Genomic DNA, 22527 nt, shown 5'->3' with positions numbered 1-22527 from the left:
GCCGCCCGGGCCGCCGGCGCCTTCGCCGGGAATGGGTAGCGGGCCTTCGCCGGGAAGAGATTGGTGCGGCGGCGAATGCGGAACCGTGACGCCGCCCTGCGGCGGCACGGGTTGCGGAACGTGCACCGGCAGTTGGGGTACCACGGGGCGCGGGGCCTGGATGACCGGCGGGCTCAGCACGGGGTTGGGAATGGGCACGCGGATCGGTGGCACCGGAATCGGCGCCACGGGCGGGACGATAACCGGCACCACCGGAGCCGCCGGAATGGGCGGCGCGGGCAGTGGCGGGGCGGCCGGAATCGGAGCAGCCGGTGCCGGCGGGCTCACCGGCCTGGGCGCCATCATCGGCTCCGGAACGGTGAAGTTCGGTTTCGGCGCGGCCACCTGAACCGGCGCGGGCGCGGGGGCCTGTTGCGTTGGGACGATGAGACTTTGGGCGGGGCTGGGCCGCAGCGCGACGGTCCCGGTGGTGCGGATCCCGATCGCCAGCGCGATTTCCAGCGCCAGCACCGCACTGATGCCAACGACCGCCAAGCCGCTACCGACCAGCAGGACCGGCCTGCGACGCGGTGGCTCCGGTTCTTGGACGAACAGCTTTTCGATGACGACGGTCTGGGCGTTCGCGTCGTCGTCCGTGACGGCGCTGTAGGCGAGGTCGTCGGCGGGATCCTCCCCCACCCTGAGGTAGTCGGGCATGGCGTACTGGTCCACGGCGCCAGTGCCGGGGTCCTGGGCGTAGGCCAGCGCCGCGGTCGACGAGGCGAACAACGGCGCGTTCGCCGACGCCAGGGCGGCGCCCCGCGCCAGCGCGGTCTCCGGCTCCTCCGGCGCGCTCACATCAAGCGAGGTCACCGACTCCAGCGCCGGCTTGATCGGGGCGATGTCGACGCCCGAACCGACGACGAACAGCCCGTCGGGCGCCAGTTCCGTCTTCTCCAGGCCGGCGACCATCCCGGTGAGTTGCGTGATGGCGTCGTCGTAGGACTCGGCGTAGATCGGTCGCCTGTAGACGTCGGCGATGGAACCGTCGGAGGTTTCGACGATGGCCAGCGTCGCGGTGTCGGGCTCCACGTAGAGCACCGCGGTGCGCTCGTAACCCACTGCGCCACCGACATTTTGGGCCAATGCCGCCGCGGCCAGGAACGCCGACACCAGCATGACGTTCTCGATCTTGTGGGCGGCCAGCGCGTCGCGCAACGCCGCCGCCTCGAGTTGGTCGGTCCACGTCACGCCGATTGCAGATAGCTCCAAGCCGGCATCGGCGGCACCCTCGCGGGTGCCAAGAATGGCGGCGACTACTCGATCCGGCGCGCTCGCGGTGGCCGCGTCGTTGGCCGCGGTGACGTCAATGCCGTCCTCTTCGACCGTTGCGCCGTCGGCGTTTTCCCCCTCTAGCACCACCATCTGAATCGATGCCGGTGCCATCGACACCCCGAGCACGATATCCAATAGAACCCCCTCCAAAGTCTCGCTAGACGAAGCCATGGTCGAGTGGGCAGTTACCAAGGCCCCTACATCATCGCGCAAAATCGCTGTGGCGTCGCGCTGTCGTACCTATGTAGAACGTATGAAGTTCTGGTACGACCTCGACGGCGTCGGCCCCCGCTGACCCTGATATTTCGACCCTACGCGTGAGCTGCCATAAGGGTGCTCCGCCGGGCTCGTCAACCGCAGGATGCACAGCTGGCCGATCTTCATGCCCGGCCACAGGGTGATCGGCAGGTTCGCGACGTTGGACAGCTCGAGCGTGATGTGCCCGCTGAAGCCGGGGTCGATGAAGCCCGCGGTCGAATGGGTCAGCAGGCCAAGACGTCCCAGGGATGACTTGCCCTCCAGGCGTCCGGCGAGGTCCTCGGGCAGGGTGAACAGCTCCAGCGTCGAGCCGAGCACGAACTCACCAGGATGCAGCACGAACGGTTCGCCGTCGACTGGTTCGACCAGGGTTGTCAGTTCGTCCTGCTGCTGCGCGGGGTCGATGTGGGTGTAGCGGGTGTTGTTGAAGACGCGGAACATGCAGTCGAGGCGGACGTCAATGCTGGACGGCTGCACCAACGTGTCGTCGAACGGGTCGATGCCCACCCGGCCGGAGCTGATTTCGGCCCTGAGGTCTCGATCGGAGAGCAGCACGCGATGAGCCTAGCCGCTGCCAGCTACCGGCCGCCCTGCCTCAGCGGAGGTACATCTCCCCACCCTTGGGGTATCCGCCTCCGGTTGTCGTGACGTGGACGTGGTCATAGTGGCCGAGCCTGCTCACCTGCGCGCCGGTGGGCGTGTAGTAGACCCCGCGCCAGATCGCGTCCTGGATCCCGAACCGATCCGCGTTGCGCAGCACGTACGCGACGATCTGGTTCCCCAGCGCGATGCCCTCGGAACTGCCGGGGTCGGGGATCATCACATCGATCGCCAAACCGAGCGGATGCCACGGCAGCGGGTCAGGCCGCACCCCTCCGATCTGGTGGATCTGGGGGAACGTCGCGCTGATGCTGCGGGCCACCAGAATGGTCCTGACTTGCAGGCCCTGTTCCGGGGCGATGCCCACGGGCAAGAAACGCGAGCGGGTGTGGTACCTCGATGCCGCCAGCTCGCCGTCGGCGAAACCGGCGCCTTTACGGGACATATTCACGGGTGCCGCGACGATTTGCAGGCAGCACGGTGCAATGTCGCTGATAACGGGCTTGGCCTCGACATGGGTGGGCAAAGGGCGGACATCGCCGGCCGCCGCGAAGAACAGGGCCGCGGGAGCAAGCATGCCAGCCAGCACTACTGGTGACTTTCGCCGCTTCTTGGCTAATCGGTGCCGACCCACGCAGAGCACATTACGGGCAGATCACGGAATAATAAACATCGAATACCTAAGAGCCGGGGATAACGCGGACGGTATTCGGTTTCCACACAAGGACGGCGTGGTGCATGACGTCACCCGCCCGCTCTGGGCGTGAGACGGTCGAGGCAGCGGGGTTGCGGCACATCAAGCTGCACGCACCCCTACACACCTGCGCGACCCTGAGGCATCTGCAGGGCGTGCCGGTGGCAGTGATCGGCGTGGATCGGGCACAAGGACGCCAGCCTGACCATGCGGCGGTAGGCTAACTCGCAGTTTGCTGCCCTGCAGGACGCCGGAGCGGCGTTTGGATCGAGTTGTGACGGCATGTGACGCTGAACTTCGAGGCCGCGCTCGAAGCTTTTAGACAGCCAGGCATCGCCCCGCGAGGTCGCCGTCTACCGCGCATTTTTGCTAGGTGCGCGGTCGGCCTTTGGGGGCTCCTGATGCTTTTTTGCTCGGGGCTGTCGGACCGGGGGCGGGTATTACTTGGGCTCCGGCCAGCAGGATGTCTTCTACTTCATCCGAAAGTCTGGTGTTGAGCCAGTTCAGATGCGTGCAAAGACCATCGAGACTGGGGAATAGGGAGGCCTCGTTGACGGCCAGCCGGTCGAGACGGCCTCGTATCAGGGGGAAGCACTGTGCGGGGATGTGTACTCGCTTGATCCTGCCCTTGTATTGCGGAAGTTGGTCCAGCGCGCTGAACTCGTCGAGTTCGTTCCAAGCAGTGACGGAGTGCCAACCAGACTGGGCCACGATTCGTGGGTTCAAGTTGGTCGGCTGGAAGAAGCATGTTTGTGTGACTTCATACGGAGAGCTATCTCGGTTTTCCTTAGGTAAGAAATCTTTTTCTTCCGGCGCGAACATGAACACCGCACCGGGTTCACCTTCTGCGGGTCCACGAACCGCGAACCAGAGCGCAACCAATGGGTTAGTTGACCAATCGAGCAGTCTTGTAGCGAGGCCGTGGTGTCGGGCAAGAGCCAATACATCCCATTCGTCTTTCACGTCTCGACTCAGAAAAGGTAGGTACTGCCTGTGGAACGCATCCATCAGAGACTTCTCAATCTGCTTCAGCGTGGACGTTCGGTGGCGTCTTCTTATCCGCGCCAGCGTCGGCTGAAAGTCCCAGCTACTGCACCTCTGCCCTCGGAAAAGGATGTCGTCCCTATTCGAAAAATCGAACGTCGCATCTACGAACGCCGAAATGCTGTCCACGGTCGTGACGTCGTCCGCTGTCTTCTTAGCCATGCCGTAGTGGTACCGCCCGAAGCCGATTTTCGGGGCCTTTCCGCAATCATTTTCGCACTTTCACAATCAACTGCCATACTGCTGGAAATCGCGCTGATCGGTGTGGAACGGATGCGAGGACGCCCAGCCTCACCACGCGGCTGTATGCTCACTCAGTTTGCTGCCCTGCAGGACGCAGCAGCGAGTTTGGATCGAGTTGTGACATCATGTGACACTGAGGTCCGAGACCAAGCCCGCTGAAAAGCGTTTACGCAGGTCAAGACCGCCTCGCCGATGTAGTTCAATGGCAGAACATCAGCTTCCCAAGCTGAATACGCGGGTTCGATTCCCGTCATCGGCTCCAGCTCCCCCACCTCGGCGAGGAAACGGCGACACGTCCGACGGGGACCGCCGCGAGTGGTTCATCACCAACGACAACTTCTTCATCGGGTAGCAGACGGCGCCAACCGCTTTGCCAGATACGGCGCCGTGCGACTGTGCTTCGCATGTGCCACCTGGTTGGGCGGGCCGGCCGCAACGACCCGACCGCCGTCGCTGCCGGCTCCCGGTCCCAGGTCGATCACCCAGTCCGCGCCCGCGACCATCCGCATGTCGTGTTCGGCCACCACCACGGTATTGCCCGCGTCGACCAGGCGGTGCAGTTGACGATCGAGCAGATCCACATCGGCGGGGTGGAGCCCGGTGGTCGGCTCGTCGAGGACGTAGAGGGTGTGCCCTCGCCGGGGTCTCTGCAGTTCGGAGGCGAGCTTGATCCGCTGCGCCTCGCCACCTGACAGCTCGGTCGCGGGCTGTCCGAGACGGAGATATCCGAGTCCGACCTCTCGCAGCGTGGTCAGGCTCCGCGCCGCGTTGGCGACGTCGGCAAGAAACTCCGAGGCCTCATCGACGGTCATCGCGAGCACGTCGGCGATCGTGCGGTCGCGATAGCGCACCTCAAGCGTCTCGTCGGAGTAGCGCGCTCCTTGACACGCCGGGCAGGTGCCGTATGTGCCCGGCAGGAACAACAATTCGACCGACACGAACCCCTCCCCCCTACAGGTGGGGCAGCGGCCTTCGGCCACGTTGAACGAAAACCTGCCCGCTGTCCAACCGCGGCGGCGCGCCTTCGGGGTCGCGGCGAATTCGCGGCGCACGGCGTCGAACAAGCCGGTGTAGGTCGCCAGCGTCGAGCGCGGCGTGCGTCCGATCGGGCGCTGGTCGACTGATACCAGCCGGTTGATCTCCTCGACGCCCTCCGCCGTCACACCCGCACTCGCGTCGTGATCGAGATCGACGATTTCGGTGTCGGCTTCGTCGTCGTCGGATTCGGCCGGCTCGGCTGCTCGTCCCGCGCCGAGATGTCCGTTCACGACATCACCGAGGACCTTGACGACGAGCGTCGATTTGCCTGAACCGGAGACTCCGGTGACCGCGGTGTACACACCAAGTGGCAGGTCCACGTCGAGGTCTCTCAAATTGTGGAAGCAGATCCCGCGCAGCCGCAGCCACCCGGACTGGGTGCGGATTTGCCGAGACGGCGGCCTGGCCTCGTCAAAAAGGTACCGACGAGTGACCGACCCCTCGATGTCGGCGAGTCCCGGCACCGGCCCGCTGTAAAGCACGCACCCGCCAAGCTCCCCCGCCCCAGGTCCAACGTCGACGATCCAGTCGGCACGGCTTACCACGTCCATGTCGTGCTCGACCACGAACAACGAATTGCCCGCGCGCCGCAGGCGATCGAGCACGTCGAGTAGCGGTTCGGCGTCCGCGGGGTGCAGTCCAGCCGACGGCTCGTCGAGCACGTAGAGCACGCCGAACAAGCCGGCGCGCAGTTGAGTCGCCAGCCGCAACCGCTGCAGTTCGCCGGGTGACACGGTCGGAGTACGGCGACTAAGCGTGAGATAGCCGAGGCCGAGATCTATGAGTACCTGCAAACGTGCGACGAGATCGGCGGCGATCATGGTCGCCACGTCCGTCAGCTCACCGGAGTCCGTTGACTCGTATGCGGCGGCGGCATCGGTCCGAGAAGCCGTCGGGCGCAACGCTTCAGCAAGGGCGGCCAACGGCATCGCCACGTATTCAGCGATGGTGCGCCCGGCGAAAGTCACCCGCAACGCCTCGGGCCGAAGCCCGGAACCGCCGCATGTCGGGCATTCGACGCTGTCGACAAATTGCAGCACCCGGCGGCGCATCATCGCGCTATGGGAGTTGGCCAACGTGTGACGGACGTGGCGTTCTGCGCTGGAGAACGTGCCGTTGTAGTAATAATCGGCCTGCACGGGGTGCTGGCTGGGATCGATTTCGACAGTCGGCTGCTCATCGGTGAACAAAATCCAATTGCGTTGGCGCTTAGGGAGTTTCCGCCATGGCTTGTCGATGTCGTATCCCAGCGTGACGAGGATGTCGCGTAGGTTTTGGCCCTGCCACGCGCCCGGCCATGCGGCAACGGCGCCCTCGCGGATGGTCAGCGACGGATCTGGTACCAGCGTCTCTTCGGTCACCCGATGGATTCGTCCCAATCCGTGGCATTCGGGGCACGCGCCAACGGCGGTGTTCGGGGAGAACGCGTCGGAGTCCAGTCGTTCCATGGCCCCCGCGGGGTAGGTTCCGGCGCGGGAAAACAGCATCCTCAGCAGATTCGACAGCGTGGTGACGGTGCCGACCGTCGACCGCGATGTCGCCGAACCCCGACGCTGCTGCAATGCGACGGCGGGCGGCAGTCCGGTGATGTCATCGACCTTTGGCGCGCCAGTGGGCAGTAGCAGGCGACGCGCGTACGGAGCAACCGATTCGAAGTAGCGGCGCTGGGCCTCGGCATAGATGGTGCCGAAAGCCAACGACGATTTGCCGGATCCGGAGATCCCGGTGAACGCGACCAGCGCATCACGCGGCGCCACGACGTCGACACCCCGCAGATTGTGGACCCGCGTCCCGTATACGCGCACACAAGGGTCGATATCGTCCGCGTTGCTGTAGGACATTTCTGTCATCGTGCTCAGACAAGTACCCGTGCTGCAGCTTCGCAAGCATGGTGTTTGCTGCTCTACCACGACGGTCGACGGCAAGGCCGCGCTGGTCGTTCACGCTGCCCCCAGCGCGGAGGCCTCGAGGACCTGATCAACTTCCTTGGCCAATCCGATGAATACGCCAGCGACCACGGCGATTTCGATGCCATCATGCAGTCCTGGACGTGGTCCACCTAGTCGGCCAATAACCTAAGTGAGTCGATTGACATGGGACGCCTAACGCGCGTATGCCTCGCTATTGTCGGCGGGGCCGCTGGGCTCGGCGTGGCCTACACGCTGCGCCACGTGGCGGGGCAGGGTGGCTTGGCGGCTGGTCTTCTACTGATGCTTATCGTGGGCTATTTCAACGAACGCCGGAAACGTAATACCCGCCAACGCCCCGACAACGACAACGACCCTTAAAAGACTCCACCTAACGATTTCGACGACCGCTCCGCGAAAGACCCATCGCTCGGTTGAAAGTGCCGTGGTACGTTCCAGGCTGTTGGACCCGGGGGGTGCGGAGGCTCACGATGGTCACACGGCGATGGAACCAATCGGACGAGGCCAAGAGCAGCTACGTCCAGGAGCTGTTCTCGGCGCTGGCGTCGCGCTACAACGTGATGACCGATCTTTGGACGCTCGGGCTTCATCGCCTCTGGAAGCGGCAAGCCATGGAACTGTGCGGCCTGCGGACCGGCGAACGAGTGCTGGACGTTGCCACCGGGACGGGCGACCTGGCGTTCCTGGAGGCGGCGGCAGTCGGCCCGGAAGGCCAGGTGGTGGGCGTCGACTCCTGCGCGGCGATGCTTGAGGTCGCCCGGGGGCGGGAGCGCGGGGCCGTCGACTTCCAGGAGGGCGACGCCACGGACCTGCGGTTCCCGGACGCGTGCTTCGACGCGGTCACGATCGGCTTCGGGCTGCGCAACGTTGCCGACCAGAGCCAGGCGCTGCGCGAGTTCCGCCGCGTGCTGCGGCCGGGCGGCCGCCTGATGGTCCTCGATTTCAGCAGGCCGGACTCGAAGACGATGAAATCCGTGCACGACCTGCTCTACTTCCGTGTGATGCCGGCGGTGGGCTGGGCCGTGGCCTGGCATCGCGACGCCCACCATTACACCGCCGATTCGATCCGCAGCTGGATGTCGCGGGACGGGCTGCGCGACGCGATGCGGGAAGCGGGCTTCGTCGACGCCCGCTATGTCTCGCTACAGACGGGGTTCGCCACAGTACATCTCGGTACGCGCGCGGCAAGCGACGCCTAGCGTCCGAGAAGTCTTGGCTGGCAACGATATTCGTCAGAATCCGAAAGCTGTCCATCGGGGCCGGCACGGTGGCCCGCGGGCTCGACGGTGAAAACTAGGCAAGAGGATTCTGATCGTGGTAAGTGAAAGCGCGGCGGCGACGACGAAAGACGCTGGCATCAGCACGATGTCGCGGGGTCCGGCCGTGTTCATGGTGGCCGCGCTGTCGCTGTCGGTGACGTCGTTCACGCTCAACGCCACCATGCTCGGCCCGGCGATCCGGGACATCAACACCCATCTCGGGCCCCACGCGTACGCGTCGATGTCCGCCTACTTCTACCTCGCCGGGGCAATCGCCAACGTGGTACTGATTCGGTGGAGCGACTTCGTCGGCCGCAAGCGCGTGCTCGTCGGAATCCTGTTCCTGGTCTGCGCCGGAACGCTGTTGTGCATCCTGGGGACATCGCTACCCGTCGTGATGGTCGGCCGGGTCCTGCAGGGAAGCGCCAACATCACCTACGGCCTGGCGTTCCTGATCATGCGCGAACACCTCAGCGGCCCGGCATTCGGCGTCTGCTGCGGAGTCATCTCGGCGATCAGTGCCGGGGTGGCCGGCGTCGACGCGCTGCTGGCCGGCTTCATGGTCGACCATTTCGGCTATCGCTCTATCTTCGGTTTGACCCTGGTGTTCGGCATCGTCGCCGCCGCATTCTGCTGCGTGGCGGTACCGGCGGACGAGCGGGATCGGGCGGCCCCGGGCCGGATGGACTGGGTGGGAGCAGTCCTGATCGCATTGACCGTCGCAGGGCTCGACCTGTACTTCTCCCACGGTGACCAGATGGGCTGGGCGTCGCCGCTCTTGCTCGTGTCGATCGGCACCGCCGGCGCCGCCTTCGTGGGGCTCGTCGTGGTCGAGAAGCGAGTGGCCCAACCCCTGATCCACATCGACCAGATGGCCTCGCGCCACGCCTGGCCGTTGATCGCGGTGACCATCCTGTGCTTCGCGTCGTTCATGGTGGTGCTCAACTACATCGTCCCCTCGATCGCCGAGAACGACCACATCGGCTTCGCCGCCAGCGGGCAGCTGACCGCGTTGCTGTTCATCACTCCCGGCGCGCTCTCCCAATTGGTGGTGTCGCCCCTGGCCGGACGGCTCTCCGCCAAGGTCGGCTTCGTGACGGTGTTGCGGGCGGGGCTCGTCGCCGCCGTAGCCGTCACCGCGCTGCTCGCGGTGTTCGCGCTCGACAAGCCGATGGTCATCGGACTCATGGTGGCGCTCGGGGTATCGCTGGCGGTCGCGCTCACCCCGATGAGCGCGCTGGGCGTGCTGCAGGCCCCGCCCGACGAGCCGGGCTCGCTGCCCGGGATCGCCAACGCCTCCTACGGCATCGGCAGCGCGCTCGGGTTCGCCTGGGCCGCAACGGTTGTCGGCGCGGGCACCCAGGCGGGTTACCACTTCGCATTGTGGATCTGCGTCGGCACCGGCGTCCTCGCCGTCGTCGCCAGCTTGATCCTGAAACCGCGTAACGTCGGCACCCTCACGATGGCCGGTAGCGGCCGTGCTCCGTGACGACGGCGGTGATCAGATCGGCCGGCGTCACATCGAAGGCGGGGTTGAAGGCGTCCGCGTCCGGCGGGGTGATCGCGATGCCGGCGAACGTCCTGAGTTCGTCGGGCGCGCGTTCCTCGATGGCGATCTCGGCGCCGGTGGCCAGCGACGCGTCGATCGTGGACGAGGGCGCGACCACCACGAGCGGCACGTCGTGATGACGCGCCGCGATGGCCAGGCCGTAGGTGCCGATCTTGTTGGCGACGTCGCCGTTGGCCGCGATCCGATCGGCGCCGACGAGCACGCAGTCGACGAGGCCGCGTGCCATCGCCGCCGCCGCGGCGCCGTCCGGCTGCACCCGGTAGGGTACGCCCGCCTGCGCCAGCTCCCAGGCGGTGAGCCGGGCGCCCTGCAGCAGCGGGCGTGTCTCGTCGACGAGCACCGATTCGATCAGCGCGCGCTCGTGCAGGTGCCAGACGACGCCGAGGGCGCTGCCCCAGGCCACGGTGGCCAGGTGGCCGGCGTTGCAGTGGCTGAGCAGCCGCAGCGGGCGGCGCTCGCACAGCTCCAGGACGATCTCGGCGGCGTGGGCCGATGCGGCGCGGTTGAGGCGTTCGTCCTCGGCGAGGATTTCCAGCGCCTCGGCGAGCACGGATTCGATTCCCCCGTCGAGCTTTTCGAGCGCGCGCGCGACTCCCCAGCTGAGATTGACGGCGGTCGGCCGCGCCTGCGCGACGCGTCCGGCCGAGGCGCGAACGTCGCCTCCCTCGCGCGCGGCGAGCACGACGCCAAGGGCGCCCGCCGCGCCCAGCGCCGGTGCTCCGCGCACGGCCAGGCGGCGGATCGCGTCGATCAGCTCGTCGACGGTGCGCAGGATCAGCACGCGATAGTCGGCAGGCAGCGCGGTCTGGTCGATGATCGTGACCGCGTCGCCGTCCCAATCGATGGTCCTGCGCACGAGCCGACCCTAGCCCGCCGGGCTTGCGCTTCTTAAGCCCTACATAACTTCGGCAGGATCCTGATACAGCTTCCCGGGCGACGATCGGTTAGCGGGTCGAAGTGTTGGGAGGCGTGCGGTGGATATCGTGCTCGGCGTCTCGCTGGCGCCAGATTCGGTCCAGATGGTGCTCCTGCAAGGCGAAAACGCCGATGGCGCAACGGTGGACGAAAAGGGCTTCGTCGTCACCGCCGCCGACGATTCGCCCACTGTCAGTGCGTCCGATCGGGCGATCGCCGCCATCCTGGGTACTCGCGACGACGCGGCGGATGCTGGTCTCGACCTGTCCGCCATCGGGGTGGCATGCACTGATCAGCTCGAGGCGAACGCGGTACGCGACGCGCTGGCCGCCCACAAGCTGGAGAACGTGATGCTGGTCTCGGCGTTTCTGGCCGCGACCTCGTTGGCCCAATCCGTAGGCGGCGCAATGGGTTACGAGCGCACTGCGGTGCTTTTCGTGGAGCCCGACACCGCAACGTTGGCCGTCGTCGAGACCTCCGACGGCGCCATCGCCGACCTTCACAAAGAGCAGCTGAATACCGGTGAGAGCACTACCGCAGAGCTGATGGAGATGGTCGCCGGGCTCGACGAGCTGCCGGCGCGCCCGGGCGGCGTGTTGGTGGTCGGCTCCGGCGTCGACGTTTCCCCGATCAAGCCGTGGCTGGAGGAGGCGACGTCGCTCAGCGTGAGCACTCCGGAAGAGCCGGAGACTGCGCTGGCCCGCGGCGCGGCCCTGGCGTCGGCGAATGCGTCAATGTTCGCCTCGTCGACCGCCGCGCTGGCCTATGCCCAAGACCCGGGCACGGGTGCGGTCGAAGCGAGCGCCCTGCCTGAATACCTGAGCCTCGCCGATGCCGAGGGGGGCGACGGCGAACTCGCTTACAGCGCTGTGGCCGATGACGAGGCCGGTGCCCCGACCGTCCTCATCGACGCCGCCGCGGCGGGCCCGCGCGGGCCCAGATCTCGCCCGGGCCTGCTGGTCGGAAGCGCGGTGGCGGTGGCCGGCTTTGGCGCGGCGCTGGCGCTGGAGATAGCCCTGGTGGTCGGCGTTCACACGACCGTCGGCTTGCTGCCCGCTCCGGTGCAGAATTTGATCGCCCCCGCCGAGCAAGTGCTCGCGCCGGTGCCCGGGGCGCTGGCGGCCACCAAGGTGGCCGCGCCCAAGCCGCTCAGCCCACCCCCCAGCGCATTACCGGTGGCGGCTCCGCTGCCCGCACCCCCGGTGCCGGCGGCTCCCGCAGCCCCGGTCGCCCCGGCTCCGGTCGCTCCGGTTCCGGTGGCACCGGTTCCGGTGGCCCCGGTCGTGCCGGTGCCCGTCCTGGTCCCGCCGATAGCGCCGGCTCCCCCGCCGCCGGTCCGGGTGCCCGACCCGCCGGTGAGCCCGCCCGTGGTCCGCACGCCGCCGCACCCGTCGGCGCCCGCCGGACCACCGCCGGTCCACGTGCCCCCGCCTCCCCACCAAGCTCCCCCGGTGCCGTCGCCTCAACCCGGCAGTGGCGGCGCGCCTCCCGGCAGTCCAGGGCACAGGGGGCCTGGCGACGGTCCAGGCCCGATCCACGGGAGCCCGGCCGGGCCCCCTCCCGAGGCCGGCGGTCCCGGCCCCAGCCATCCGAACCCCGGCGGTGCCCCGCCCGAGGGCGGCGGTCCGCCCGGCGAAGGGGCTCATCCCGAACCCCACGCGGGCGGCGGGCCCGTGGGCGGCACTGAAAGCCCCGGCGGCAGTGGGCCGTTGAGTGGTGGCGGTGAGTCCGGTGGCGGCGGCCACGGCGGCGACGTCGGCGGCGGTGGCGGTGGTGTCTCCGCCGGCGGCGGAGGTGTCTCCAGCGGTGGCAGCGGCGCCGAGACCGGTGGCGGCGGCAGTTCGGGTGGCGGCGGCAGCTCGGGTGGCGGCGCCGAGACCGGCGGGGGCCACCACTAGCCAGCCTCGCGGGCCGGCCCCAACCGCCGGTCGCGCTGTCGGGTTAACGCTTTTCAAACGCCGCACATTTGTCGCGCGCCGCGGTTGGAGAACTGCTTTCATATATGGGCGGGGGCGGCACACAGTCAGCGAAGAAGGAGTTATGGCAGCACAGAGGCTCTATGGCAAGTTCATCGGCGCAGCGCTTGCAGTTGGCCCCCTTCTGACCGCCAGCATTGTGTGCGCCGGCCCGGCACACGCGGATGAGGTCTCCTATCTCAACCACCTGCACGCCGTCGGTATCCAGGACCTCGACGGGGGTGACCCGGCGCTGGTGCAGACCGGCTGGAAGATCTGCCAACAGCTCGCCTGGGATACCCCGCCGTCGCAGCTGCAGTCACTGGCGCTGCAAAAGTCCGCTCAGGACCTGGGCCCCAGGGCGCTCACGCCGCGACAGGCGGACGCCCTGATCGATTACGCCATCGTGGACCTGTGCCCGCGCGCGTAGCGTCGACCTGAGCCGGCTCAGCGCCGAGCAACCGGCCGAAACACCGGCAGGACCCGGTATTTCGCGCTGAACCTGGCGTGGTCGTACTCGTCGCCCACCTCGCCGTCGTGGGCGATGACCGTGGGGCCGTCGACGGCGGAGAAGCTGAACTCGGGCACCTGCAGCTCGTGATACAGCGGGCTGCGCAGCAGGCGGCCGAGGGCCAGCGCGGTCAGGATCCTGGTTCGGGCCCACGGCCGCCCGGTCTCGAGGATGCGCACGTCGATCAGGCCGTCGTCGATGCGGGTGCGCCGCGACGGTGCGAATCCCGTCGGCAGATACACCGAGTTGCCGAGGAAGAGCAGCGACGTCTGCAGGGTTTTGTTGTCGTAGCGAATCCTGACCGGCTGGTCCTTGCGCAGCGTGTGCAGCATCGCGTAGAAGCTCGCCACGGGCTTGCCGACGCGCTTCTCAAGCTTCTCGCGATACCGGACGAGGGTCGGGTACGCACCGATGCTCGCGGTGTTGAGCACCATCCGGTTTTCGTTGAGGCACACCAGGTCAACGCGGGACACGCTGCCCGTCCGGATGGCTGCCACCGTTTTGGCGACGGTGTCGCAGCCGATGTCCTTGGCGAAGTGGTTGAACGTTCCGGCGGGGAAGACCGCCAGCGGCAGACCCGTCTCGATGGCGACCGACGCGGCGGTCGCGACGGTGCCGTCGCCGCCGCCGACGGCAAGCACCTCGGCGCGCTCGGCGGCGCGTCGCAACGCCACCTCGAGGTCGTCGCCGGGACCCAGTTCAACGATCTCGGCCTTGGGCAGCTCGGCGCGGACCTCGTCGACAACGCGCGAGCCCGTGCCACTGCCGGATGCCGGGTTGATGACCAGGACCACGCCGGCGCCGACGGGCCGTGGGGGCGTGTCGACGACGAACGGTTCGGTCTTGGGCAGGGTGGTTTCGACGAGCGGGGGGACGACCCGGCCACCCAGTACGGCGAGCCCGGCGCCGATGCCGAAACCGGCGAGGACGTCCCCGGGGTAGTGCGCCCCGGTAGCCACCCGCGACAGCCCGACCATGCCGGCCAGCAACGCCAGGACGAAGCCCAGCGGCGGATTCTCCAGGCCCACGCCGACGGCGAACGCGGCGGCGCTGGCGGAGTGTCCCGACGGCAGGGAGTTGGACACGGGACGGCGGCGGACCCGCCTGATCAGCGGCACCGAGTCGTAGACGGGCCGCGGACGCGGCCGGATTCGCTTGGCGACCTGGTTGGTGACCAGGCTGGTGGCGCCGAGCGTCACGACGCCGCGGGTCGCACCGCGCTGCGCGGAGGGCTTGCCCGACGCCAGCAGCGCCGCGGCGATGGCCAGCCACAGCTTGGAGTGGTCGGCCGCCCGGGTCAGCCGCGGCATGACCGTGTCGAGCAGCGGGGTGGGCGTCTCGGCGATCGTCTCGAAGAGTTCCCGATCCAGCGTGCCCAGCCCGCGAGTGATCTGCTTGATGCCGCGCGCGCGTCGCCAGGGCCGCCTGTCCATCGCCTACACCTTAAATTGACAACCGTGCGCGCAAACGACTACTCGGCGGCGTGGCTGCAAAACGCCCAACGCCGGGACGTGGCCACCGACGTCGTCGCCGAGATCGCCCGGCGGCACGGCATCGCGCCGGACAGCTTCGCCGTCCTGGCGGGGCTCGAGGAGATCGAGGACCCCCACGGCAAGTCCTACTTTGTGCTGGCCCGGGGCATCAGCGGGGACGACGCACGCACGGCGACGCTGATGACCTACGTCCTCAACGCGGGAACGGACTACGGCAAGCCGGGCCAGCGGCGCGCAGACTTTGCCGAGACGCCCTACACCGCCGCCGAGGTCGCGCGAATCATCAACCGGCAGAACGCAAACCGCTGGAGTTACTCCCGCGACGTCAGGTTCGTCCATCGCAATGGGGGCCGCCTGGTGACGACCCCGAACGGAATTCTCATGGGTGTCGGCGGCAATTGGATCCAGCGGCAGTTCAGCCGTCGGGGCGGCACCACCTGGGGCGACATCTTCATGGTCAACGTGGGCAAGCTCGCCGACCCCGCGGAGCGGCTTCGCCGGATCATCCGGTCCGGGTACGCCTGGCAGCACCTGGATCTGGACCGGGTGCTGCACCACGAGGAGCGGCACTGCCGACAATGGGCGGCCAAAGGCTATGGCGGCATGCTCAGGGGCTACAGCTGGGAGCTGATCCGCGAGCTGGTCTTTGGCGAGACGAACCGGCTCGAGGCCGACGCGGGCCTGTCCGACGGCGGCTACCGGTGATGCAAAGCATCAATTCCGTGGTAGAGCACCAGTAAACCGATCGCGACCAGGATTCCTGCCATCAGCGCGGCGTTGTTCCTGTCCATCCAATCCTTGAGGCGTGCCATCGCATCGTCGAGGCGGTGACCCGCGGCGGCGTAGGCCAGTACCGGGACGGCAACCGTCGACGCGGCGACGGCGACGAAGATCGCCGCGGCGATCCAGTAGCCCACGACGTCCAGCCCGCTGCCGCCGATCGCCAATCCGGCCGGGACGCAGATGAGCAGCACGTCGGGTCGTATCACCACCAGCGCCACCGCCGTCAGTGCCGCGCGCGCCGGGGTGATGGTGGCGAACGAACGCATCCAGGCCGGCGATTCGCTGTGGCCATGCCGGGTGAACCACCGGTAGACGCCGTACAGAATGAGCGCCGACCCGAGCACCACGCGCAGCCACGACGACCACGTCGGCGGCGACTTGTCGAGGCCGCCGAGCAGGCCGGAGGCCTCGACGGACAGCGCCGTCACCGCGGCCAGGCCCAGCACCCAGCCGGTCAGGAACGCGAGGCCCGTTGGCCTCGGCCGCGGCGCCTGCAACACCAGCACCGCCGGGATCACGGTGATCGGTGACAGCGCGACGACCAGACCTAGCCCGATGACCCCGGAGAGCACCGAGCCCAAACTTCCTGCCACGGGCAGCAATCTATCGTGCCGTGCTACCGCAGAGCGTGAATTCCGTTGTAAAGAACGAGCAAACCGATCAGCACCAGGATGATCGCGAGCATGGCGGCGTGGTTTTCTTCCATCCACACCTTGAGCCGCTCCAGCGCGTCATCCAGGCGGCCGCCGGCACCGACGTAGGCCAGTATCGGTGCGGCGACCGTCGACGAGGACACGGCGACGAAGATGGCGCCGGATACCCAGCCGGCCGCCGGGCCGAGCCCGCCGGTGCCGATGGCCAGGCCGGCCACCGCGCACAGGATCAGCACCTCGAGTCGTACGACCGTCAACACCACCCCGGTCACGCCCGCGCGCAGCGGAGTCAGTTTGGAAAAGGAACGCATCCACGCCGGGGTCTTGCCCTGGCGATGGCGGGTCAGCCAGCGGCCCACGCCGAACGCGATGAGCGCCGACCCCAACACCACGCGCACCCAGGACGCCCAGGTCGGTGGGGTCTGGTGCAGATCGCCCAGCAGGTCGGAGGCCGCGACGAATGCCGCGGTGAGGGCGGCCATGCCCAGCAGCCAGCCGCCGAGGAAGGAGAGGCTGGCCGGCCGCGGGCGGGGCGCGTGCAGGACCAGCACCGCCGGAATGACGGTGATCGGTGAGAGCGCGATGACCAGCCCGAGCGGAATGAGCTTGGTCAGCACGGAAAGCAAGTTGTCGTCCACGGGCAGCAATCATCGCATCGCCTAGGCTTTCCGGCGCAGCGTCCAGGCCGGGACCCAGTGCGTCACGGTCTTGCGCTTCGACCCGTAGGCGATGGGGTAGGTCACCAGCCCCCACCAGTCGCCCTGCTCGCAGATGCCCCAGCAGCTGAGCCGGCCCTCGACGACCTTGTGCAGCTGCAGGCCGTTGGGCTGATACCGCCCCGAGCGGTGCGGCTGCCGGGGGAAGAGCACCGTCAGGTCGACGAGCACCGCGATCGGCGGGCGCACCACCCGGAACGGGCTGCGGACGGGCTGACCGTTGTATCCGATCGACGCCAGCTCGCCCATTTATCGATCATACGTTCGAATGCCTGGCCGCTTGAGTCCTTCCATTTTCAGATGGCGCCCCGGCCGCACCGATACAGTGACGGCACCGATACCGAGGGGAAGATCCGCATGAAGACGCTGGTTGCTGCCGGGATTCTGGCGCTGACGGGGTTGCTGACCATCGCCGCCGGTGTGGCCAACGCCGACGAGGTGGAAGTCGATGGCAATTACTCCAGCCAGGCGGGTTGTCTGGCCGACGGCCCGCATGTTGAGCTCATCACCAACGACCACCTGTACACCCACTTCGATTGCCGCTTCGGTCCCGACGGCTTCTGGCACGTGTGGCTGAGTAACTGACACAACGCCGCGGTCCGCGTCTGGCAACATAGCGGGCGGTGAGCGTCTCCGATACCGCCGAGTCACGGCATCTCCGCGGCGGCCCGCTGGCACTGCCGTCGGTCGCGCTGGACGCGCTCGTCGTCGGATTGCTCGCCGCGGCAATCAGTCTCGCCGGCGCCGCTCGCCCGTCGTTCTGGTACGACGAGGCCGCGACCATTTCGGCGTCCTACAGCCGTTCGTTCGGCCAGCTCTGGCGCATGCTGGGCAACGTCGACGCCGTCCACGGCCTGTACTACGCGCTCATGCACGCCTGGTTCCAGATCTTCCCGCCGACCGAATTCTGGTCCCGCGTCCCGAGCGGTTTGGCGGTCGGCGGGGCCGCCGCCGGAGTGGTTGTGCTGGGCAGGCAGTTCTCGTCTCGCTCCGCCGCCCTGGCCTGCGGAGCGTTGTGCGGCATCCTGCCCCGGACGACGTGGGCGGGTATCGAGGCCCGCCCCTATGCCCTGTCGATGATGGCGGCGGTATGGCTGACGTTGTCGCTCGTCGTCGCGGCGCGCCGTAACACCGCCTGGGCCTGGGCGTCCTACGGCGCCGCCCTGGCCCTCTCGATCGTGCTCGACGCCTACCTGGTGCTGCTGGTGCTGGCGCACCTCACCTTCGTGTGGTCCTGCCACCGCGCGCGAAAAGTCTTGGTGCGCTTCGCCATTACGTCGGCGGCGGTCGTGTGCGCCCTGGCGCCGTTCCTGGTGGCGGTCGCGGGGCAGTCGCATCAGATCCGTTGGGTCCCACCCATCGGGCACCGGACGATCGAAGACGTGGTGGTTCAGCAGTATTTCGAACGCAGCCCGCCGTTCGCGGTCTTGTCGGCGCTGGTGGTCGCGGCGGCTATCGTGTTGTGGCTCAGCAGATCTGCGCGGCTCGCGCAGGGAGATCGGCAAATGCTGATCATTGCGGTGGCGTGGCTGGCGATACCGACCGCCCTGATCGTCACCGGGTCAGCGCTACTGCACCCGATCTACACGCCGCGCTATCTGGCCTTCACGGCGCCGGCGGCGGCCCTGATCCTGGGGGTCTGTACGGCCGCCGTGGCCGCCAAGCCATGGACCACCGCCGCCCTGGTCGGCCTTTTCGCCGTCGCCGCCGCGCCGAATTATGTTCGGGCGCAACGTAACCCGTACGCCAAATACGGAATGGACTACAGCCAGGTGGCCGATCTGATCACCGCGAAGGCGGCGCCCGGTGATTGCTTGCTGGTGAACGACACGGTGACGTTCATGCCCGCCCCGATGCGCCCGTTGCTGGCGGCGCGCCCGGACGCCTACCGGAAGCTGATCGACCTCACCCTGTGGCAGCGGGCGACGGACCGCAACGACGTCTTCGACACCAACCTCATCCCGGAGGTCGTCGCCCAGCCGCTGAGCCATTGTGGCGTCGTGTGGATCATCACCCAGGCCGACGAGTCGATGCCGGCCCACGAGCAGGGTCCGGCGCTGCCGCCCGGCCCGGTCTACGGCCCGACACCCGCCTTCGCGGTTCCGCGCGAGCTGGGTTTCCGGCTCGTCGAGCGCTGGCAGTTCAACCTTGTTCAGGTGATCAAAGCGCAGCGCTAGTCACCAGATGCGGATGTAGTCGACGAGCATGTCCGCCGGGTAGGTCCCCGCGGCGGGATCGCCGGCGCCGACGCCACCGACCGCGAGGGTGAACATGGGGGTCATCCAGTAGCCGGGGTTGTTGAACGGCCACCGGAAGTCGTCGGGGGCGCCGCCGTGGACGTGGATGGGCTTGTTCGGAACGCTGAAGTACTGTGCCCCGTCGCGCGCGAACTGGAAGCCGTCCTCACCCCAGTGCATTCGCCACGTGTGCCAGCCGCCGTCCACCAGGCCGGGAATCGATTTCCCCTCCCAGGTCTTGCCGTTGGATGCCGCGTGAACGGTCGTTCCCGGGGGCCACGAGCCGTTGCCGTACCACTCGAAGAGGTCGACCTCGCCGTCGGGCAGCGGGTCCTCGTTGACGCCCCAGAACGCAGACCACAGGCCGGGGTCCAAGCAGTTCAGCTTGATCTTCGCTTCCCAGGTTTGATTAATCATGCTGCGGAAGTTGCCCCGCAATTTGGCGCCGTAGTAGGTGTCCCCCTCCTGGGTGGCGCGCAGGACGAGATTGGAGTTGCCGTCCTGGAATACGTTTCGGCGGTCGTCGCGGTATATCCCGGCGACCGGCGGGAACACGTCGTCCTGCCAGGTCTGCACCGTCCACTTCCCCGGATCCGGTGCCGAGCCGGCCGGGCCGTCGAACTCGTCGGAGAAGATGTAGCCGCCGGGACCGGCCGACGGGGCCTCCGGCGGTACCGGGAGCGACGGGTTGGCCAGTGCCTCCGGGATGGGGGCCGCGGCCACGGCCGCCAGCATGCCGAGCCCCGTAGTCAGCAACATGCTGCGACGATCCATCTGCACTCCCCAATCGTTGATGGGCCGGGACCTGCGGCCCGGAACGAACTCCCCTAGGCAACTCTCGCAAACGGTGTTATGAAACCACGCGCCGGGGGCGGTGCGCATCTCGCCAGACCGTGCGGACCCCATCCAATTTGGCGGATTAACGGCTGCTAGCGGGCCGGATCCGTGCCCGCCGCATAGAGCAGTCGCTTCAGGTGACGCTGTTCGTCGGCGCTGAGCCGGTCCAGGATCCGTTCGTCGGCCGCGCGCACGGCGGCGTCCGCGCGCCTCAGCAGCGCCTTGCCCTCGCGGGTGAGCCGGGCCGGCATCGCCCGTCCCGCCGGCGCCGACGCCGGGCGGGCCAGCGCCCCGCGCTCCTCCAGCGCGCGCAGCACCTGGTTGGCCGCCTGCGCCGAGACGTTGGTGCCGCGCGCGAGCTCGGCGCTGGTGAGCCCGGGATGCTTCGACAGAATCCGCATGCACACAAACTCGGCCAGCCCGAGGCTCAGCGGCTTGAGCTCCGCGGCAACCTGCGGCCGCAGCGTCGCCATCACGCGGTACAGCAGAAATCCCAACGGCTCTTCGTGGGCATGGCTCATGCCCTAATGCTGGCATGCGACCAGCGGCTTCCGGCAGGCAACCATCAATTTCCTTGACATCCTCGGAGTCGGTGGTATCAAGGAGCTTGATAGTCACTGATGTGGAAAGGAATGACAGAGATGTCTGGTGGATTTTTCGGCGGCGGCTTCGGCGGTTTTGGCGGCCCCGGTTTCGGCGGGCCCGGCTTCGGTAGTCCCGGTTTCGGTGGTGGTTGGGCCGAAAAAGGCTGGGGACAAGGCGGATTCGGTGGGGGGCCCGGCGTCAAGGGTGGGTTCGGCCACGGGCGGCGGCCCTTCCTCAAGCGCGCCGCGTTCGTCACCGCGGCGCTGCTGCTCGACGGACCGGCGGATGCCGCGCAGGTCGTGCAGCGGGTGTCCGACGCGACCGAGGGTGCGTTCACGCCGCCGCAGGACGTGGCGGAGCTCGCCATCGGCCTGCTGGCGGGCCGGGGTGTGGTCACGGTCGACAACGGCGTCGCGACGCTGACCGAACTGGGGCAAAACCTGCTGGCCTGGCGGGGTGTCAGCAGCGAGACCGCGCACGCCTTCCTGGGGCGGGCGGCCAAGTTCGGCGACGTGTTCAAGATCCGCAGGGAGCTGTTCGAACTCGCGGGGCTGGCCCGCACGATCACCTGGACCGGCACCGACGAGCAGAAGCAGCAGCTCGCCGAGACCCGGACCAAGGTGCTCGAAGCCCTGACCGAGGCCAAGAAGGCGCTGCACCGCGTCCTCGGCGAAGGCTAACCGGAAGCGGGCTCGCTCAGCTTGACCAACATCTTGCCGATGTTGGCCCCGGTGAAGAGGCCGTTGAGGGCGTCGACGCACGACTCGACGCCCTCAAAAACGGTCTGGCGCGCCTTGATTCGGCCCTCGCTCTCCCATTGGCGAAGCGCGGCGAACGCTTCGTCGAAGCGGCCCCAGTCGTCGAGGGCGTTGAACCCCTGCATCGACGCGGTCTTGGCCAGCAGGTTGACGTAGTTGGCCGGTCCGGGGTGCTGGCCGGTGAGGTAACTGGAGATGACGCCGCACAGCACCACCCGCGCCTTGGTGGCCAGCCGGCCCAGCACCGCGTCGAGGATCGGCCCGCCGACGTTGTCGAAATAGACGTTCACCCGCCGCGGGCAATGCTCTTTGAGCGCCGACGCCAGGTCGTCGTTCTTGTAGTCGATGCACGCGTCAAATCCGAAGTCCTCGACCACCGCCCGGCACTTCTCCGGGCCTCCGGCGATGCCCACCACCCGCGCGCCGGCGATCTTGGCGATCTGCCCGGCCACCGACCCGGTGGCGCCCGCGGCGGCCGACACCACCACCGTCTCGCCGGGCTGGGGCCGGCCGATGTCCATCATCCCGATGTAGGCGGTGGCCCCGGTGGGGCCGTACACCGACATCACCGCCAGCTGGTCCACCGTGCCCTGGCCGGGAACCGGTGTGCTGAAGACGTCGTCGCGGATGATCACGTACTCCTGGAAACCCGACAACGTGGTGACGACGTCGCCGATCTCGAAGGCGTCGCAGCGCGTCGCCACCACCTCACCGATCCCGGCGGCCCGGATCACCTCGCCCAGCTGCACCGGCGGCAGGTAGCCCGGCTGGTCGTTCAGCCAGGTGCGGACCGCCGCGTCGAGCCCCACATAGGTGGTTCGAAGGAGCGCCTCGCCCTCGGCGGGCTCGGGCGCCGGCCTGGTGACGAACTCGGTGTCCTCGGGCTGGACCAGACCAGTGGGGCGGCGACGCAACAGGATTTGGCGATTCGGCAAATCGGGCACGGTGCTGAAACTACCCATTCGACACGTTCGGGTGGGAGCATCTGTCCATGAACTCGCAGGATGACCCGGAAGAGCGCATCCGGGAACTCGAGCGCCCCCTGGCCGACGCGGCGCGCGCGTCCGAGCCCGGTCAAGCGCAGCCGCCCGGGGGCTACCCGTATCCGACCGCGCCACCCGGCCCGCCGCCCCCAC

Annotated in this window: 21 protein-coding genes and 1 tRNA gene; 9 read left to right on the top strand and 13 right to left on the bottom strand. The window is 67.9% G+C overall.

What is annotated here, in order from left to right; translation table 11 throughout:
* The 4 genes from A5787_RS03210 to A5787_RS26365 form a co-directional block, all read right to left on the bottom strand.
* Window positions 1–1485 (bottom strand): hypothetical protein (locus A5787_RS03210; RefSeq protein WP_197506945.1); only part of this gene is annotated, 1485 nt, incomplete at its 3' end.
* Between the two features lie 69 nt (window positions 1486–1554).
* Entirely contained in the window at window positions 1555–2127 is a 573-nt protein-coding gene (gene dcd, locus A5787_RS03205; protein WP_066961472.1) for a dCTP deaminase, read from the bottom strand.
* Window positions 2128–2167: 40 nt separating this feature from the next.
* The gene (locus A5787_RS03200; RefSeq protein WP_197506944.1) at window positions 2168–2806 is read right to left on the bottom strand and encodes a hypothetical protein; all 639 of its coding nucleotides are present in this window, start codon (window positions 2804–2806) and stop codon (window positions 2168–2170) included.
* Window positions 2807–3235: 429 nt separating this feature from the next.
* Window positions 3236–4072: an FRG domain-containing protein gene (locus A5787_RS26365; protein ID WP_082977041.1), complete on the bottom strand. Its 837-nt coding sequence runs from the start codon at window positions 4070–4072 to the stop codon at window positions 3236–3238.
* Window positions 4073–4341: 269 nt separating this feature from the next.
* On the opposite strand from A5787_RS26365, the gene A5787_RS03195 reads away from it, so the two are divergent.
* Window positions 4342–4415 (top strand) — tRNA-Gly (locus tag A5787_RS03195).
* Between the two features lie 79 nt (window positions 4416–4494).
* Here the strand turns inward: A5787_RS03195 and A5787_RS03190 are convergent.
* Window positions 4495–7041: an excinuclease ABC subunit UvrA gene (locus A5787_RS03190; RefSeq protein ID WP_066961470.1), complete on the bottom strand. Its 2547-nt coding sequence runs from the start codon at window positions 7039–7041 to the stop codon at window positions 4495–4497.
* 548 nt (window positions 7042–7589) lie between these two features.
* Between A5787_RS03190 and A5787_RS03185 the strand changes: the two genes are divergently transcribed.
* Both A5787_RS03185 and A5787_RS03180 read left to right on the top strand, forming a co-directional pair.
* On the top strand, window positions 7590–8318 hold the full coding sequence (locus A5787_RS03185) for a ubiquinone/menaquinone biosynthesis methyltransferase (RefSeq protein WP_066961468.1): 729 nt from the start codon (window positions 7590–7592) through the stop codon (window positions 8316–8318).
* 115 nt (window positions 8319–8433) lie between these two features.
* The gene (locus A5787_RS03180; RefSeq protein WP_231993793.1) at window positions 8434–9867 is read left to right on the top strand and encodes an MFS transporter; all 1434 of its coding nucleotides are present in this window, start codon (window positions 8434–8436) and stop codon (window positions 9865–9867) included.
* Here A5787_RS03180 and mtnA read toward each other — a convergent pair.
* Window positions 9836–10804, bottom strand: coding sequence for an S-methyl-5-thioribose-1-phosphate isomerase (gene mtnA / locus A5787_RS03175; RefSeq protein ID WP_066961457.1), 969 nt, complete (start codon window positions 10802–10804; stop codon window positions 9836–9838). The genes A5787_RS03180 and mtnA overlap by 32 nt on opposite strands.
* 118 nt (window positions 10805–10922) lie before the next feature.
* On the opposite strand from mtnA, the gene A5787_RS27600 reads away from it, so the two are divergent.
* Both A5787_RS27600 and A5787_RS03165 read left to right on the top strand, forming a co-directional pair.
* Entirely contained in the window at window positions 10923–12761 is a 1839-nt protein-coding gene (locus A5787_RS27600) for a hypothetical protein (protein ID WP_082977040.1), read from the top strand.
* A gap of 142 nt (window positions 12762–12903) precedes the next feature.
* Complete coding sequence (locus A5787_RS03165; RefSeq protein ID WP_066961456.1) at window positions 12904–13248, top strand: DUF732 domain-containing protein; 345 nt, start codon at window positions 12904–12906, stop codon at window positions 13246–13248.
* Between the two features lie 17 nt (window positions 13249–13265).
* Here the strand turns inward: A5787_RS03165 and A5787_RS03160 are convergent, their stop codons facing one another.
* Window positions 13266–14762 carry a bifunctional phosphatase PAP2/diacylglycerol kinase family protein gene (locus tag A5787_RS03160; RefSeq protein WP_066961454.1) on the bottom strand — a complete coding sequence of 499 codons (1497 nt, stop codon included), beginning with the start codon at window positions 14760–14762 and terminating at the stop codon, window positions 13266–13268.
* A gap of 24 nt (window positions 14763–14786) precedes the next feature.
* Between A5787_RS03160 and A5787_RS03155 the strand changes: the two genes are divergently transcribed.
* A complete protein-coding gene (locus A5787_RS03155; RefSeq protein ID WP_066961452.1) occupies window positions 14787–15527 on the top strand; it encodes a hypothetical protein in 741 nt (246 codons plus the stop codon).
* Here the strand turns inward: A5787_RS03155 and A5787_RS03150 are convergent.
* Genes A5787_RS03150 through A5787_RS03140 form a run of 3 tightly spaced genes read right to left on the bottom strand, consistent with a single transcriptional unit; the run spans window position 15518 to window position 17223 of the window.
* On the bottom strand, window positions 15518–16198 hold the full coding sequence (locus A5787_RS03150) for a GAP family protein (protein WP_066961450.1): 681 nt from the start codon (window positions 16196–16198) through the stop codon (window positions 15518–15520). The two genes, A5787_RS03155 and A5787_RS03150, sit on opposite strands and share 10 nt — an antisense overlap.
* 23 nt (window positions 16199–16221) lie before the next feature.
* Window positions 16222–16875, bottom strand: coding sequence for a GAP family protein (locus A5787_RS03145; RefSeq protein WP_066961479.1), 654 nt, complete (start codon window positions 16873–16875; stop codon window positions 16222–16224).
* Window positions 16876–16917: 42 nt separating this feature from the next.
* Window positions 16918–17223 (bottom strand): hypothetical protein, encoded by a 306-nt coding sequence (locus A5787_RS03140; RefSeq protein ID WP_066961447.1) that lies wholly within the window; start codon window positions 17221–17223, stop codon window positions 16918–16920.
* A gap of 51 nt (window positions 17224–17274) precedes the next feature.
* On the opposite strand from A5787_RS03140, the gene A5787_RS03135 reads away from it, so the two are divergent.
* On the top strand, window positions 17275–17559 hold the full coding sequence (locus A5787_RS03135; protein WP_231993791.1) for a hypothetical protein: 285 nt from the start codon (window positions 17275–17277) through the stop codon (window positions 17557–17559).
* 86 nt (window positions 17560–17645) lie between these two features.
* A complete protein-coding gene (locus A5787_RS03130) occupies window positions 17646–19151 on the top strand; it encodes a glycosyltransferase family 39 protein (protein WP_082977042.1) in 1506 nt (501 codons plus the stop codon).
* Here the strand turns inward: A5787_RS03130 and A5787_RS03125 are convergent, their stop codons facing one another.
* The gene (locus A5787_RS03125; RefSeq protein ID WP_066961441.1) at window positions 19152–19985 is read right to left on the bottom strand and encodes a family 16 glycosylhydrolase; all 834 of its coding nucleotides are present in this window, start codon (window positions 19983–19985) and stop codon (window positions 19152–19154) included.
* Window positions 19986–20140: 155 nt separating this feature from the next.
* Window positions 20141–20569 (bottom strand): MarR family winged helix-turn-helix transcriptional regulator, encoded by a 429-nt coding sequence (locus tag A5787_RS03120; RefSeq protein WP_066961430.1) that lies wholly within the window; start codon window positions 20567–20569, stop codon window positions 20141–20143.
* 120 nt (window positions 20570–20689) lie between these two features.
* Here A5787_RS03120 and A5787_RS03115 point away from each other — a divergent pair, with 120 nt between their 5' ends.
* A complete protein-coding gene (locus A5787_RS03115) occupies window positions 20690–21313 on the top strand; it encodes a hypothetical protein (RefSeq protein WP_066961429.1) in 624 nt (207 codons plus the stop codon).
* Here A5787_RS03115 and A5787_RS03110 read toward each other — a convergent pair.
* The gene (locus tag A5787_RS03110) at window positions 21310–22335 is read right to left on the bottom strand and encodes an NADP-dependent oxidoreductase (RefSeq protein WP_066961427.1); all 1026 of its coding nucleotides are present in this window, start codon (window positions 22333–22335) and stop codon (window positions 21310–21312) included. The two genes, A5787_RS03115 and A5787_RS03110, sit on opposite strands and share 4 nt — an antisense overlap.
* Window positions 22336–22527 lie beyond the last annotated feature (192 nt).

Source organism: Mycobacterium sp. 852002-50816_SCH5313054-b (assembly GCF_001667185.1).
GTDB lineage: Bacteria > Actinomycetota > Actinomycetes > Mycobacteriales > Mycobacteriaceae > Mycobacterium.
The sequence above is the reverse complement of the archived record's forward strand: the minus strand, read 5'-3'. Positions and strand labels throughout refer to the sequence as shown.